Below are 13,353 nucleotides of genomic sequence, written 5' to 3' on the forward strand. Positions count from 1 at the left end.
CAAGCCCGCGGAGGCGGGCGCCGGCGATTGAGGTCGACAAAAAGGGGGCGTGACGATCGCTTCGAGCGATCATCACGGACCTGCCGATAACGCGCGTTGACAAGCGGGAAATCGGCTCGTTACGGTCCCGCCCGCTCTGACAATCACAATGGGATTGCCGTCGCACAGGCGTGGCCGCCTCACGGGCGCCCGCCTTCGGTCGGCGACACGGAGGAAAGCGACTGCCATGAAGGTTCTGGTGCCCGTCAAGCGGGTCGTTGACTACAACGTGAAGATCCGCGTGAAGGCCGACGGATCGGGCGTGGAACTCGCCAACGTCAAGATGTCGATGAACCCCTTCGACGAGATCGCCGTCGAGGAGGCGATCCGCCTGAAGGAGAAGGGCAAGGCCACCGAGATCGTCGCCGTCTCGATCGGCCCGCAAGCCGCGCAGGAGACCCTGCGCACCGCGCTCGCCATGGGCGCCGACCGCGCCATCCTGATCAAGACCGACGTGAATTGCGAGCCGCTGGCGGTGGCCAAGCTCCTCAAGGCGGTGGTCGAAAAGGAGAGCCCGGAACTCGTCATCCTCGGCAAGCAGGCGATCGACGACGATTCCAACCAGACCGGCCAGATGCTCGCCGCGCTGCTCGGCTGGCCGCAGGGCACCTTCGCCTTCAAGCTGGAATTCGGCGATGGAAGCATCGACGTGACCCGCGAGGTCGATGGCGGCCTCCAGACCGTGTCGCTCAAGCTCCCCGCCATCGTCACGACGGACCTGCGCCTCAACGAGCCGCGCTACGCCTCGCTGCCCAACATCATGAAGGCCAAGAAGAAGCCGCTGGAGGAGCTGGCCACCGACGCCCTCGGCGTCGACGTCGCGCCCAAGCTGAAGGTCGTGAAGGTCGCCGAACCGCCGGGCCGCTCGGCGGGCATCAAGGTCGGCTCCGCGGCGGAGCTCGTCCAGAAGCTCAAGGTCGAGGCCGGCGTCCTCTGATTTTCGAAGTTCGCGCGCCGCTCCCGAGAGGTCGAGCGGCGCTAACTCCCTCATTCGACAAGGTCTCCCGATGACCACGCTCCTCTACGTCGAGCACGCCGACGGCAAGATCAAGGACGGCACGCTCAAGGCCCTCACGGCGGCCAAGGAACTCGGCGGCCCGATCCACGCGCTGGTGGCCGGCGCGAACTCGAAGGCGGCGGCCGAGGCCGCGGGCCGGCTCGACGGCGTCGAGAAGGTGCTGAACGCCGAGGACGCGGCCTACGACCACGATCTCGCCGAGACCAACGCGGCGCTGATCGTCGCGCTCGCCGAGCCTTACGACGCGATCGTCGCCGCCGCGACGACGACGGGCAAGAACACCCTGCCCCGCGTCGCGGCGCTCCTCGACGTCGCCCAGGTCTCCGACATCATCAAGGTCGTCTCGCCCGACACGTTCGAGCGGCCGATCTACGCCGGCAACGCGATCCAGACCGTGCAGGCGGCCTCGGGCAAGAAGGTCATCACGGTGCGCACCGCCGCCTTCAAGGCCGCGGAAGAGGGCGGCTCCGCCGCCTCCGTCGAGGCCGTGTCGGCGGCAGCGCCCGACGCGCTCGGCGCCGCCTACAAGTCCGAAGAGATCGCCAAGTCCGACCGGCCGGAGCTGGCCTCGGCCAAGTTCATCGTCTCCGGCGGCCGCTCGCTCGGTTCGGCGGACAAGTTCAAGGAGCTGATCGAGCCGCTGGCCGACGCGCTCGGCGCCGCGGTCGGCGCCTCCCGCGCGGCGGTCGATGCCGGCTACGCCCCCAACGACTGGCAGGTGGGCCAGACCGGCAAGGTGGTCGCCCCCGACCTCTACGTCGCGGTCGGCATCTCCGGCGCGATCCAGCATCTCGCCGGCATGAAGGACTCGAAGGTCATCGTCGCGGTCAACAAGGACGAGGACGCGCCGATCTTCCAAGTGGCGGATTACGGGCTCGTCGGCGACCTGTTCCAGGTCGTGCCGGAACTCCAGGCCGAGATCGCCAAGGCGAAGGACCGGTAGCGTTCGAGCGTCTCCGCCCTCGTGTCACCCGAGGGCGGGCCGCTCCGGCCAGGACGTGGCGAAAGACGGGTTTGACGCATTTGTTGCAGTGCCGCATGGTATACAGGCGGTTCGCCCGGCGATGCCGCAGCAGGTGAGACGCGAGACGGTTATGGGCATCGAGATCAAGACGGTCGGCATCATCGGTGCCGGCCAGATGGGGACCGGCATCGCACATGTCTGCGCGGCCTCGGGCCTCGACGTCCGGCTGAACGACCGCGATCCCGAGCGGCTCGACGCCGGCCTCGCGCTGATCGACGCCAACATGTCCCGACAGGTGCAGAAGGGCAGCCTGAGCGAGGACCAGCGCCGCGTCGCCCTGGAGCGGATCGCCCTGGCGCGCGCCTACGAGGATCTCGGCCCCTGCGACCTCGTCATCGAGGCGGCGACCGAGGACGAGGCGACCAAGCGCAAGATCTTCCAGGCCCTGTGCCCGTCGCTCAGGCCCGACGCGATGGTGGCCACCAACACCTCGTCGATCTCGATCACGCGGCTCGCCGCCTCGACCGACCGGCCGGACCGCTTCATCGGCATCCACTTCATGAATCCGGTGCCGGTGATGCAGCTCGTCGAGCTGATCCGCGGCATCGCCACCGAGGACCCGACCTACGAGTCGGCCAAGGCCTTCATCGGCAAGCTCGGCAAGACCTCGACGATGTCGGAGGATTTCCCGGCCTTCATCGTCAACCGCATCCTGCTGCCGATGATCAACGAGGCGATCTACACGCTCTACGAGGGCGTCGGCTCGGTCGAGTCGATCGACACGGCGATGAAGCTCGGCGCCAACCACCCGATGGGCCCGCTGCAGCTCGCCGACTTCATCGGCCTCGACACCTGCCTGTCGGTGATGCAGGTGCTCTACGAGGGGCTGGCGGATTCGAAGTACCGCCCCTGCCCGCTGCTGGTGAAGTACGTCGAGGCCGGCTGGCTCGGCCGCAAGACCAAGCGCGGTTTCTACGACTATCGCGGCGAGACGCCGATCCCGACTCGCTAGTTTCGGCCTCAAGCGCCGGCGGCCGCGTCCGCGGCCTTAGGCTTTCGCTCCGCTAGACGCCTCGGCGTAGCCGAGGCCGCTGCGCGCGGCGCTCTTCGCGCCGGGCCATACGGTGCTGTCGCTCGCCTCGATTGGCAATGTGGGTCAGCGCGAGCCCTACCGCGTCCCGTACATCCGATCGCCCGCGTCGCCGAGGCCCGGGACGATGTAGCCGTGATCGTTGAGACGCTCGTCGATCGCCGCGGTCCAGACCGGCACGTCGGGATGCGCCTGCTGGAACCGGGCGATGCCCTCGGGCGCGGCGAGCAGGCAGACGAAGCGCAGGTCCTTCGCCCCCCGGCTCTTCAGCCGCTCCACCGCGGCCACCGCCGAGTTGGCGGTCGCCAGCATCGGGTCGAGCACCAGCACGGTGCGGTCGGCGAGGTCGGACGGCGACTTGAAATAATACTCGACCGCCTGGAGCGTGTCGGGATCGCGGTAGAGCCCGATATGGGCGACGCGCGCCGAGGGCATCAGCGACAGCATCCCGTCGAGGAAGCCGACGCCGGCCCGCAGGATCGGGGCGAGCACGAGCTTCTTGCCGGCGATCTGGCGGCCCTCCATGCGCTGGAGCGGCGTCTCGATCGAGATCGCCTCCAGCGGCAGGTCGCGGGTCACCTCGTAGGCCAGCAGCATGCCGATCTCGTTGAGGAGTTCGCGAAACCCCTTCGTCGAGCGGTCGCGGTCGCGCATCATCGTCAGCTTGTGCTGGACCAGCGGATGATCAACCACCGTCACCGCAGCCGCCCCGCCGCTTGCCGTCATCATCCGCTCCCGTCCCAATCCCAGACCGCGCCGTGAAACGCACGATGCCATAGTCGGGCCGGCGAAACCGAGACGCCGACAGGGTTTTCCCGGCCGATCGGCGCTTCACGCCACCGCTGGCGCGCCCTTGAGCACCAGCACGGCCCGCTCGGGCAGATCGACCGTGCCGCCGGCCTCGACCGCGGGGCGGCTGCCCTCGGGCACGGTGCCGACGGGCAGCGTGGTGTCGAAGACCGGGCGCCAGGGGCCGCCCAGCGCCGGCGGCAGGGCGAAGAGGCAGGGCGCGGTCGCGGCGTTCATCAGGATCAGCACGCGCTCGGAGCCGGCGATGTCGTTGCTCATCTGCATGCCGAAGGCCTGGCGTTCGCCGTCGGCCCAGGCGGCGCCGTCCATCTCGGCGGCGTTGGGGGAGAGCCAGTGCACGTCCTTGAGGCCGGTGCCCTCGACCTCGGCCCCCATCAGGAAGTGGCGCCGCCGCAGCGAGCGGCAGACGCGGCGCAGGGCGGCGAGGTTGCCGACGAACTCGGCGAGCGCCGGATCGGGATCGGTCTCCCAATCCATCCAGCTCAGAGCGTTGTCCTGGCAATAGGCGTTGTTGTTGCCGTTCTGGGTGCGCGAGCGCTCGTCGCCCATCAGCAGCATCGGCACGCCCTGCGCGAAGAACACGCAGGCCAGCATGTTGCGCTTCTGGCGGGCGCGAAGGCTCAAGATCGCGGGATCGTCGGTCGGCCCCTCGATCCCGTAATTGCAGGTGAGGTTGTGGCCGTGGCCGTCGCGGTTGCCTTCGCCGTTGGCCTCGTTGTGCTTGGCCTCGTAGGCGACGACGTCGGCGAGCGTGAAGCCGTCGTGGGAGGCCACGAAATTGATGCTGGCCAAGGGTGAGCGGCCGGACGGCAGAAAAATCTCGCGGGAGCCCGAGAGGCCCTGCGTTAGCTTGGCCAGCGTGCCGCGGTCGCCGCGCCAGAAACCGCGAAGGTTGTCGCGGAACTGGTCGTTCCATTCGCTCCAGCCGTAGGGATAGCCGCCGAGCCGGTAGCCGCCCATACCGATGTCCCACGGCTCGGCGATGAGCTTGACGCGCGACAGGACGGGGTCCTGCTGCACGGCCTGGAAGAACGCCGCTTCGGGCGAAAAATCGTGCGGGGCGCGGCCGAGGCTGGAGGCGAGATCGAAGCGGAAGCCCGCCACGCCGTAGACGGTCACCCAGTGACGCAGGCTGTCGAGCACCATCCGCATGACGCGGGGATGGGCGACGTCGAGGGTGTTGCCGCAGCCGGTGCAGTCGATGTTGCGGCGGCGGTCCTCCGGGTCGAGCTTGTAGTAGCTGGCGTTGTCGATGCCGCGGAAGGCGAGCGTCGGCCCGAGATGGTCGCCCTCGGCCGTGTGGTTGTAGACCACGTCGATCAGGGTCTCGATGCCGGCCGCGGCGAGTTCGCGGATCGCGAAGCGCAGGCCGCTGGCGTCGCCCTCGCCGAGATAGCGCGGCTCGGGGGCGAAGTAGTTGTAGGGCTGGTAGCCCCAGAAGTTCACGAGGCCCTTCTCGACGAGGAAGCGGTCGTCGGCAAAGGCCTGGATCGGCAGTAGTTCGAGCGCGGTGACGCCGAGCTTCAACAGGTGCTCGATGATCGCCGGGTGCGCGAGTCCGAGATAGGTGCCGCGCTCCGGCAGCGAGAGGGCCGGATGCGTCATGGTCAGCGCCTTGACGTGGGCCTCGTAGATGACGCTCTCGTGCAGCGGCCGGTGCGGCGGCAGGGCCACCGGATCGGGGGTGTCGGGCCGCGTCACCACGCAGCGGGGCATGAAGGGCGCACTGTCGCGCCGGTCGAACTGATCCTCGCGGGCGGCGCCGCGGCGGTGCCCGTAGAGCGCGTCGTGCCAGCGGATGCGGCCGGCGATCTCGCGGGCATAGGGGTCGAGGACGAGTTTCGCCGGGTTGAAGCGATGGCCCGCACTCGGCTCCCACGGCCCGAGCACGCGGTAGCCGTAATGCTGGCCCGGCAGCAGGCCGTGGACGTAGCCGTGAAAGATGTCGTCGGTCCGGCAGGGCAGGCGGATCGTGCGCGATTCGTGGCGGGCGCCCGGCTCGAACAGGCAGAGATCGACCGCGGTCGCGTGCTGCGAGAAGAGGGCGAAGTTGACGCCGCGGCCGTCGAAATGCGCGCCGAGCGGTGTCGGCAGGCCCTCCTCGATGACGATCATCCCGGTCCTTCGTCGTGGCCGGGCTGGAACGCCGCACCCGCCGGGCTCCCAGCCGCGGGAGGCTGCGGGACTTGGTTAAAGACTGGCCGGGCGAAGCTCAAGCGGCTGTGCGCCGCAAGTCGGAGCGCCGGTTCGAGACGGCGGAAGCTACTCGGCGGCGGCCGCCGCCCGCGGCGGTTCGCGCTCGACGGTGCGGAAGGATTCGAGTTCGGCCATGTAGCTGCGGGCCCACCAATCCACGTCCTCGCGCAGCATGCGGTCGGCCATCGGCTTCCAGCGCTCCAGGCGCTCGGCCCGCGGCATGTAGAGCGCCTGCCGGATCGCCTCCGCGACCTCGAAGCGGTCGTAGGGGTTGACGAGCAGCGCCTCGGGCAGCTGGCGCGCGGCACCGGCGAACTTCGACAGGACGAGGACGCCGGGGTCCTCCTCGCTCTGCGCCACGACGTATTCCTTGGCCACCAGATTCATGCCGTCGCGCATCGGCGTGACGAGGCCGACGCGAGCCGCGCGGTAGAGGCCGGCGAGCACGGGGCGCGGATAGGCCTTGGTGACGTACTGGATCGGCGTCCAGGCGGGCTCGCCCAGCGTGCCGTTGATGTCGCCGACCTTCTCGTTCACCTCGCGCGAGAGCTGCTCGTATTCCGGCACCTCGCTGCGGGATTTCGGGGTGATCTGGATGTAGACGACGTTGCCGCGCTGGTCCGGGTTCGAGGCGAAGAAGCGGTCCACCGCCTCCATCCGCTCGGGCACGCCCTTCGAGTAGTCGAGCCGGTCGACGCCGATAAGGAGCTTGCGGGTGCGCAGGCCCGCCATGGTCTCGCGCACCACCTTGTTGGAGCCGGCCTTGTCGGCGGCCTCCTTGAAGCTCGCCACATCGATGCCGATCGGGAAGGAGCGGATGCGGGTGCGGCGGCCATCGACCATCAGGGCGCCGCCGCCCAGAGGAATCGCCCGCATCGTGTCGATGAAGTTGCGCGAGAGGTTCTGCACGTCGGCGTCGGTCTGGAGGCCGATCAGGTCGTAATCGGCCATGGCGCGCAGCAATTCGTTGCTCGCCGGCAGGGTGTTGAACACGTCGGCCGCGGGCCAGGGGATGTGGTGGAAGTAGCCGATCGGGTTGGCGATGCCCTGGCCGCGCAGCTCGGAGGCCAGCGGCAGCAGGTGGTAATCGTGCACCCAGATCAGGTCGTCGGGCTCGACCAGCTTGGCGAGCGCCCGGGCGAAGGACTGGTTGACGCGCTGGTAGCCGGCATAGTCCGAGCGCGAGAAGGTGCCGAGCCCGATGCGGTAATGCATGATCGGCCACAGCGCCCGGTTGGCGAAGCCGGCGTAATATTCGCGGTGATCCTGGGGCGAGAGGTCGAGCACGGCGTACTGGATCGGCCCGCGGTCGATCAGCTCCGGCTCGAGGCTCGGATTGTCGCGGATGTTGCCGCTCCAGCCGAACCAGAGCCCCTCATAGGAGGAGAACGCCTCCTTGACCGCGACGGCGAGGCCGCCGGCGGAGACCGCGTCCTTGCCCTCGGCAGGCACGGCGACACGATTCGAGACGATGATCAGACGTGCCACGAACCCGGCTCCGGTCCTCGTTGCAGCGGGCGCGAGGGCTGCGCCCGCCTGTAGAGTCTTAAACGTCCGTGGGAAAACGCGCAGGAATCCCACGCGATCCGTCGGGTTGCAGCCAATCCCATCGTCCTCCGCCGGTCAAGCGAGCAGAACGGGTTCCCACGGCCCGTCGGAGGCCGCGCGGCGGCGCGCGACGGCACCGAAGCGCGAGGCTCCGACATGGCGACCCGCGCCGTGTCAGGCGGCGCGTCCGGCAAGCCGCTCCCATCGCCTTTCTCGCCAAGCCCTTTATCGCCAGGTCCTTCTGTCAAGCCGTTCTTCCCATGCGTCCGGTTGGCCGGCTCTCGGCCGTGGACCGGGGAAGCATCCGCGAGACCGAACGTCCGGAAGCGGAACCCTGCAGCACGGCCATCGGTTCTCAGGCCGAATTCTTTTGCTGCCGTCGCATCCTACGCCGGCCGCCTCACCCACACCGCTTTCCGGCCGCCTCACCCACACCGCTTTGCAGGAACCGAGACCATGACCGCCTCCGCATCACCGGACCCCGCTGCCGGAGCCGACCCGGCCGCCCGCCCGGCGGACCTGAAGGATCTGCGCCACGACGTCGAGGACACCGCGCATCTCGCCGCCGAGCGCGGCCGGGGGCTCGCTTCCGCCGCCCGCAAGCAGGCCTACGCCTATGTCGATCAGCGAAAAGGCGAGGCCGCCCGCTCGGTCGGCGACATCGCCCAGTCGATCCGCGATTCCGGCCGGACCTTCGAGGACCGCCCCAACCTCCGCGCCTTCTTCGACAGCGCGGCGGAGGGGCTCGAGGGTCTCGCCGGCTCGATCGAGCGGCGGGGCCTGGAGGACTTCTACACCGAGGCCGAGGCCTTCGCCCGGCGCTCCCCGGTGACAACGGCGGTCGCGACCTTCGCGGCGGGCTTCCTGCTCGCGCGCTTCATCAAGGCCTCGGGCGAGCCCGCACCGGCCTTCGACCGCGACCATCGGGCCTGAGGAGCGAAGGCGACCATCATGGCAAGCCCTCCGCCCCCACCTCCGCCGTCCTCCTCGATCCAGGCGCTCATCGCCGACGCGCTGCGCGAGGCGAGCGAACTCGCCGGCAAGGAGATCGCGCTCTTCCGCACCGAGATGACGAACAACGTCCGCTCGCTGTTCGTCGGCCTCGGCATGATGGTGTTCGCCGCGGTGTTCGCGGTGACCGCGATGCTGGTGCTGATCGGTGCGCTGGTGAAGTACGTCGCGACCCTCGTCGGCTCCGAATGGCTCGCCGCCCTCCTGGTCGGCGGAGGGATGCTCCTCGTCGCGGTGATCCTCGGCATCCTCGGCGCCCGCGCGATGTCCCTGTCCAACCTCGCCCCGACCCGGACCAGCCGACAGGTCCGGCAGGATGCCCGCGCGCTGACGGAAAGGGTCTCGGGATGAGCGAATCGATCTCGGATCTGGAAAAGGATATCGAGCAGCGCCGCGCCCGGCTCGACGAGACCATCGACCGCATCCAGGGCCGCCTCAACGCGTCGAGCCTCGTCGACGAGATGCTGGGTTCCGCCCGGCGCACGCCCTACAGCGGCTTCTACGACGAGGCCCTCGACACGGTGCGGCGCAACCCCGTGCCGGTGCTGCTGATCGCGGCCGGCGTCGGGCTGCTGCTCAACGGCATGCGCACCGGCCGCCAGCGGGCGAGCCGGGCGCTGGTGCCGGTGGAGACGAAGCCCGTCACGGTGACGGGCGCCGACCGCACCTACGATCCCGACGCTCCGGCCGGGAAGCCGCCGCACGACCTGCCCGGCGAGCGCCCGCAGGTCTGAACCCCGATTGCCCGCGCGCGGCGCCCCTTCCGGCGCCGCCGCGCCCCGCACGAAACGGAGCCCACCATGAACCACGATCCCGCCATCCCGCCCCGCCCGACCGAGGGCATCCCGGTCGAGACCCTGCCCGAGCACCTCGCCGCCAAGGCCGGCATGCCCCGCGCCGAGGGCGTCGAGCACAGCCTGCACAGCGCCTCCGAGCGCGCCACCGCCGCGGGCCGCGACGCCAATGCCCGGCTTCAGCAGGGCCTGCACGACACCGTGCGCGAGACCACCGACGAGGCTTCCGGCCTTCGCGACCGCGTCGCCGAGCAGGCCTCGTCCCTGCGCGATCAGGCCGCCGACAAGGCCTCCGAGCTGCGCGACCGCGTCGGCGACGCGGCGGGCACTGCCCGTGAGCGCGCGAGCGAGACCCTGCGCTCGGCCCGCGCGCGTGCCGAGGACACCTACGAGGACGCCCGCGCCTGGGCCGAGGACCGCTACGACACCCAGCGCCAGCGCGCCGCCGACCTCGCCGACCGCGGGGCGCAGCGCCTGCACCGCGGCCGCACCGCCACCGAGGCGTTCATCGCCGAGAACCCGCTGCTGGTCGGCGTGGTCGGCCTCGCCGCGGGCCTGCTGCTCGGCGCGCTCCTGCCGCGCACCCGCCAGGAGGACCGGGCCCTCGGCCCCTACGCCGACGACCTGCGCGACCAGGGCGTGCGCTACGCCCGCGACCTGACCCAGCGCGGCCGCACCTTCGTCGAGACCGCGCTCGATCCGGACAACATCGACGCCGCCGTCCAGCGGGCGGCCGGTCCGGCATCGGAGCAGGACACGCGCGACGAGGCGGAGCGCACGGCGCACCGGCTCTGAGGAACGGGTTCGCGACGCCTCACCACACACGTCATCCCGGGGCCGCGCAGCGGAACCCGGGATCCACGACCGGCCGCGACGCGGTGCGAAGCCGCGCGTCACGGGTGGGCTCCGGGTTCCGCTCCGCGGCCCCGGAGTGACGGTCGCGGGTTTCGTCTCGGGCCGATGCCTCGCGGCCCGATGCGTCTTCGGGTAGCCTCGCCCCCATGACGCACGACGCGCCGCGGCTGCTCGCCTGCGGAGACACGGCCTTCACCATCGAATTCGGCGCCGGCATCGATCCGGCGCATTCGGCCCGCGTGCTGGCCCTCGATGCCGCCCTTCGGGCGCGTCCCCTGCCAGGGCTGCGCGAGACGGTGCCGACCTATCGCTCGCTCACCATCCATCTCGACCCCCTCGCCGCCGACCCGGAAGCGCTCGGCCGCACCGTGCTGGCGCTCGCCGCCGAGCCGCTGCCGCCGCCCGCCACCACGCGGCTGTGGCGCATCCCTGTGGTCTATGGCGGCGAATTCGGGATCGATCTCGACGCGGTCGCCGCCCATCACGGGATCGCGCCGGAGGCCGTGATCGAGCGCCACGCCGCGCCGGAATACCGGGTGGCGATGATCGGCTTCCTGCCGGGCTACGCCTATCTCGAAGGGCTGGACCCCGGTCTCGCTCTGTCGCGCCGCCCGCATCCGCGCCCGGTGACGCCCGCCGGCACCATCTCCATCGGCGGGGCGCAGGCACTGGTCGCGAGCATCGCGGCCCCGAGCGGCTGGCACCTTCTCGGGCGGACGCCCTTCCGGAACTTCGTGCCGGAGCGCGACCCCGTCTTCCTGCTGCGCCCTGGGGACCGGGTGCGGTTCGTGCCGACGCCCGCGAAGGACTGGGACGCGCTGGCGGCCGCCGCCGAGGCCGGCGAAACCGTCGCCGAAGTGAGCGACCCGTGAGCGGCGTCCTCCACCTCCTGCGCCTCTCCGGTGCCGCCTCGATCCAGGACGGCGGCCGACCGGGCTTTTTGCGTGATGGCCTCTCGGCTTCGGGGCCGATGGACCGGCTGGCCCACGCCGCCGCCAATCACTTGGTCGGCAACCCGCCCGATGCGGCGGCGATCGAACTGGGTCTCGCGAGCGCGACGCTGCGCGTCGAGGGCGGGCCGGTGCGGCTGGCGCTCGCCGGGGCCTGCGGCCCGCTGCATTGCGACGGCGAGCCCCTCGCCGACCACCGCGCCTTCCTGCTGCGGGAGGGCGCGGCGCTGACGCTCGGGCGGCCCCGCGTGGGCATGTTCGCCACGCTCGCGGTCGCCGGCAGCTTCAGCCTGCGCCCCGTCCTCGGCAGCGTCGCGCTCCACCGCCGCGCCGCCCTCGGCGGCCTCGACGGGCGCCCCTTGCGCGAAGGCGACCGACTGCCGATCGCCGGTCCCGCCCCCGCGGGCGAGACGGATTATTGTCTCGATCCCGTCCCGCTGGAATCCGACCGGCCGGTCCGCGTCGTCCTCGGCCCCCAGGACGATCTTTTTCCGCCCGAGGGCCTCGCGACCTTCCTGCAAGGCACCTTCACGGTCTCGGGGCAGGCCGACCGGATGGGCTACGGGCTCGACGGGCCGGCCATCGCCCACGGGGAGGGCGGCTTCAACATCGTCTCGGATGCCACCGTGACGGGCTCGGTGCAGGTGCCGGGCTCCGGCCGCCCCATCGTGCTGATGGCCGACCGCCAGACCACCGGCGGCTACCCGAAGATCGCGACCGTGATTTCTTCGGACATTCGCCGGATCGCCCAGCGCCGGCCGGGCGAGTCCGTACGGTTCGAGGCGATTGATCTCGCCACCGCGCGAAAACTCGCCCAGGCGCGGGCCGCGGCGCTCGGTGCGCTCCAAAAGAATCGGCGACCGGTGGAGGGCGAGGCCGAGCGGCTGATGGCGGCCAACCTCGCGGGCGCGGCGGTGGACGCGTTTCGCGACGATTGAGCTTTTCCACTCCGTGACCGGAGCGCCCCTACCGCGTTGTCCGCCCATGTCGCGCGAACAATCCCCACCACCCCGCCTCGGCTTCTGCTGCACCTTCATCCCGGACCCGGACCCGGCGCACCGGACGCTCAAGGCCGCCAAGGACGCGGCCAAGCTGATGAATCTCGGCACCGTGACGATGGCCAACCTCCAGCGACTCGGGCCCGCCGAGCGGCGGCGCAAGCTGGAGGACGTGGTGCGCCACAACCTCGCGGCGCTGGAGCGGCAGGTGACGTGGGTCGCCGCCCGGCCGCCGCTGGAGCGGCTGCTGCGCATGGCGAGTTCGCTCCTGCCCGGCTACACCCACCCGACGGCGATGCCGCTCTACGCGGATACCGCGCTGCGCGCCCTGATCGAGGCCGGCCTCGCCCGCATCGGCGAGCGGGCGCGGGTGGGCGGCGTGCGCCTCAGCATGCATCCGGGCCCGTTCTGCATCATCGCCTCGCGCAACCCGAACGCGCAAGGAAACGGCATCGCCGAGTTGGAATATCACGCCGAGGTCATGGCGATGCTGGGCTACGGCTCGGGCTGGCACCCGCATGGGGCCCACCTCAACATCCATGTCGGCGGCCGCGAGCCCGGCATCGAGGGGTTTCGCGAGAGCCTGTCCTTGCTCTCCGAGACCGCGCGAAACCTGCTCACCGTCGAAAACGACGAGTCGCTGTTCGGCCTCGACGCGGTCCTGCGCCTCGGCGAGCGGGTGCCGGTGGTGCTCGATCTCCACCACCACTGGGTCGAGAGCCGCGGCGAGTACATCGAGCCGGACGATCCCCGCATCGCCGCCGTGATGGCCTCCTGGCGCGGGGTTCGGCCGGTGAGCCATATCAGCGTCTCGCGGGAAACCCTGCTGCCGGATCACGATCCGGGCGCCCTGCCGGACTTCGTGAGGCTCTTCGAGAACGGCCATTCCTGGCGCGACCTCGCCGCCCATTCTGACAAAATGTGGAACGAGGCGGTCAACGCGCTGGTGGCCCGCCACCTCGCCTGGAGCGATTTCGAGATCGAGGCCAAGGGCAAGAACCAGGCGAGCGTGCCGCTGGCCGCGCAGATCGGGCGCAGCGTCGGGGCCGCGCGGGAAGCGGCCTGAGGGCTTTCGCGTCC

General features: G+C 70.6%; 13 protein-coding genes. 10 read left to right on the top strand and 3 right to left on the bottom strand.

Translation table 11 applies throughout. The features are described 5' to 3' along the window. The first annotated feature begins 226 nt into the window (after positions 1–226). From HNR00_RS02895 to HNR00_RS02905, 3 genes are all read left to right on the top strand, one after another. The gene (locus HNR00_RS02895; protein WP_183564621.1) at positions 227–976 is read left to right on the top strand and encodes an electron transfer flavoprotein subunit beta/FixA family protein; all 750 of its coding nucleotides are present in this window, start codon (positions 227–229) and stop codon (positions 974–976) included. A gap of 70 nt (positions 977–1,046) precedes the next feature. Then, positions 1,047–2,000: an electron transfer flavoprotein subunit alpha/FixB family protein gene (locus HNR00_RS02900; protein WP_183564624.1), complete on the top strand. Its 954-nt coding sequence runs from the start codon at positions 1,047–1,049 to the stop codon at positions 1,998–2,000. A 151-nt stretch (positions 2,001–2,151) separates the two neighbouring features. Then, positions 2,152–3,033, top strand: a complete 882-nt coding sequence (locus HNR00_RS02905) for a 3-hydroxybutyryl-CoA dehydrogenase (protein ID WP_183565452.1) — start codon at positions 2,152–2,154, stop codon at positions 3,031–3,033. Positions 3,034–3,189: 156 nt separating this feature from the next. On the opposite strand, the gene upp is transcribed toward HNR00_RS02905, so the two are convergent. From upp to HNR00_RS02920, 3 genes are all read right to left on the bottom strand, one after another. Continuing rightward, complete coding sequence (gene upp, locus HNR00_RS02910; protein WP_183564627.1) at positions 3,190–3,840, bottom strand: uracil phosphoribosyltransferase; 651 nt, start codon at positions 3,838–3,840, stop codon at positions 3,190–3,192. Between the two features lie 102 nt (positions 3,841–3,942). Further along, complete coding sequence (glgX, locus tag HNR00_RS02915) at positions 3,943–6,036, bottom strand: glycogen debranching protein GlgX (protein WP_183564630.1); 2,094 nt, start codon at positions 6,034–6,036, stop codon at positions 3,943–3,945. Between the two features lie 147 nt (positions 6,037–6,183). Continuing rightward, positions 6,184–7,605, bottom strand: coding sequence for an alpha,alpha-trehalose-phosphate synthase (UDP-forming) (locus tag HNR00_RS02920; protein ID WP_183564633.1), 1,422 nt, complete (start codon positions 7,603–7,605; stop codon positions 6,184–6,186). Between the two features lie 516 nt (positions 7,606–8,121). Between HNR00_RS02920 and HNR00_RS02925 the strand changes: the two genes are divergently transcribed. The 7 genes from HNR00_RS02925 to HNR00_RS02955 all read left to right on the top strand — a co-directional run bounded on the left by HNR00_RS02925 (position 8,122) and on the right by HNR00_RS02955 (position 13,339). Next, on the top strand, positions 8,122–8,598 hold the full coding sequence (locus HNR00_RS02925; RefSeq protein WP_183564637.1) for a hypothetical protein: 477 nt from the start codon (positions 8,122–8,124) through the stop codon (positions 8,596–8,598). A gap of 18 nt (positions 8,599–8,616) precedes the next feature. Then, positions 8,617–9,027 (top strand): phage holin family protein, encoded by a 411-nt coding sequence (locus HNR00_RS02930; RefSeq protein WP_183564640.1) that lies wholly within the window; start codon positions 8,617–8,619, stop codon positions 9,025–9,027. Then, positions 9,024–9,410 carry a DUF3618 domain-containing protein gene (locus HNR00_RS02935; protein ID WP_183564643.1) on the top strand — a complete coding sequence of 129 codons (387 nt, stop codon included), beginning with the start codon at positions 9,024–9,026 and terminating at the stop codon, positions 9,408–9,410. The genes HNR00_RS02930 and HNR00_RS02935 overlap by 4 nt, the downstream gene beginning before the upstream one ends. A 66-nt stretch (positions 9,411–9,476) precedes the next feature. Next, positions 9,477–10,265 carry a hypothetical protein gene (locus HNR00_RS02940; RefSeq protein WP_183564646.1) on the top strand — a complete coding sequence of 263 codons (789 nt, stop codon included), beginning with the start codon at positions 9,477–9,479 and terminating at the stop codon, positions 10,263–10,265. A gap of 206 nt (positions 10,266–10,471) precedes the next feature. Continuing rightward, entirely contained in the window at positions 10,472–11,197 is a 726-nt protein-coding gene (pxpB, locus tag HNR00_RS02945; RefSeq protein ID WP_183564649.1) for a 5-oxoprolinase subunit PxpB, read from the top strand. Continuing rightward, entirely contained in the window at positions 11,194–12,213 is a 1,020-nt protein-coding gene (locus HNR00_RS02950) for a 5-oxoprolinase subunit C family protein (protein ID WP_183564652.1), read from the top strand. The genes pxpB and HNR00_RS02950 overlap by 4 nt, the downstream gene beginning before the upstream one ends. Before the next feature lie 46 nt (positions 12,214–12,259). Further along, a complete protein-coding gene (locus HNR00_RS02955; protein ID WP_183564655.1) occupies positions 12,260–13,339 on the top strand; it encodes an apurinic/apyrimidinic endonuclease family protein in 1,080 nt (359 codons plus the stop codon). The last annotated feature ends 14 nt before the right edge of the window (positions 13,340–13,353 follow it).

Source organism: Methylorubrum rhodinum, assembly GCF_014199935.1.
Taxonomy (GTDB): domain Bacteria; phylum Pseudomonadota; class Alphaproteobacteria; order Rhizobiales; family Beijerinckiaceae; genus Methylobacterium; species Methylobacterium rhodinum.

Excerpts from the sequence above, each read along its gene's own strand:
- HNR00_RS02895 (WP_183564621.1), top strand. The coding sequence starts at position 227 with ATGAAGGTTCTGGTGCCCGTCAAGCGGGTCGTTGACTACAACGTGAAG.
- HNR00_RS02930 (WP_183564640.1), top strand. The coding sequence starts at position 8,617 with ATGGCAAGCCCTCCGCCCCCACCTCCGCCGTCCTCCTCGATCCAGGCG.
- HNR00_RS02900 (WP_183564624.1), top strand. The coding sequence starts at position 1,047 with ATGACCACGCTCCTCTACGTCGAGCACGCCGACGGCAAGATCAAGGAC.
- HNR00_RS02935 (WP_183564643.1), top strand. The coding sequence starts at position 9,024 with ATGAGCGAATCGATCTCGGATCTGGAAAAGGATATCGAGCAGCGCCGC.
- HNR00_RS02955 (WP_183564655.1), top strand. The coding sequence starts at position 12,260 with ATGTCGCGCGAACAATCCCCACCACCCCGCCTCGGCTTCTGCTGCACC.
- pxpB (WP_183564649.1), top strand. The coding sequence starts at position 10,472 with ATGACGCACGACGCGCCGCGGCTGCTCGCCTGCGGAGACACGGCCTTC.
- glgX (WP_183564630.1), bottom strand. The coding sequence starts at position 6,036 with ATGATCGTCATCGAGGAGGGCCTGCCGACACCGCTCGGCGCGCATTTC.
- HNR00_RS02925 (WP_183564637.1), top strand. The coding sequence starts at position 8,122 with ATGACCGCCTCCGCATCACCGGACCCCGCTGCCGGAGCCGACCCGGCC.
- HNR00_RS02905 (WP_183565452.1), top strand. The coding sequence starts at position 2,152 with ATGGGCATCGAGATCAAGACGGTCGGCATCATCGGTGCCGGCCAGATG.
- upp (WP_183564627.1), bottom strand. The coding sequence starts at position 3,840 with ATGATGACGGCAAGCGGCGGGGCGGCTGCGGTGACGGTGGTTGATCAT.
- HNR00_RS02940 (WP_183564646.1), top strand. The coding sequence starts at position 9,477 with ATGAACCACGATCCCGCCATCCCGCCCCGCCCGACCGAGGGCATCCCG.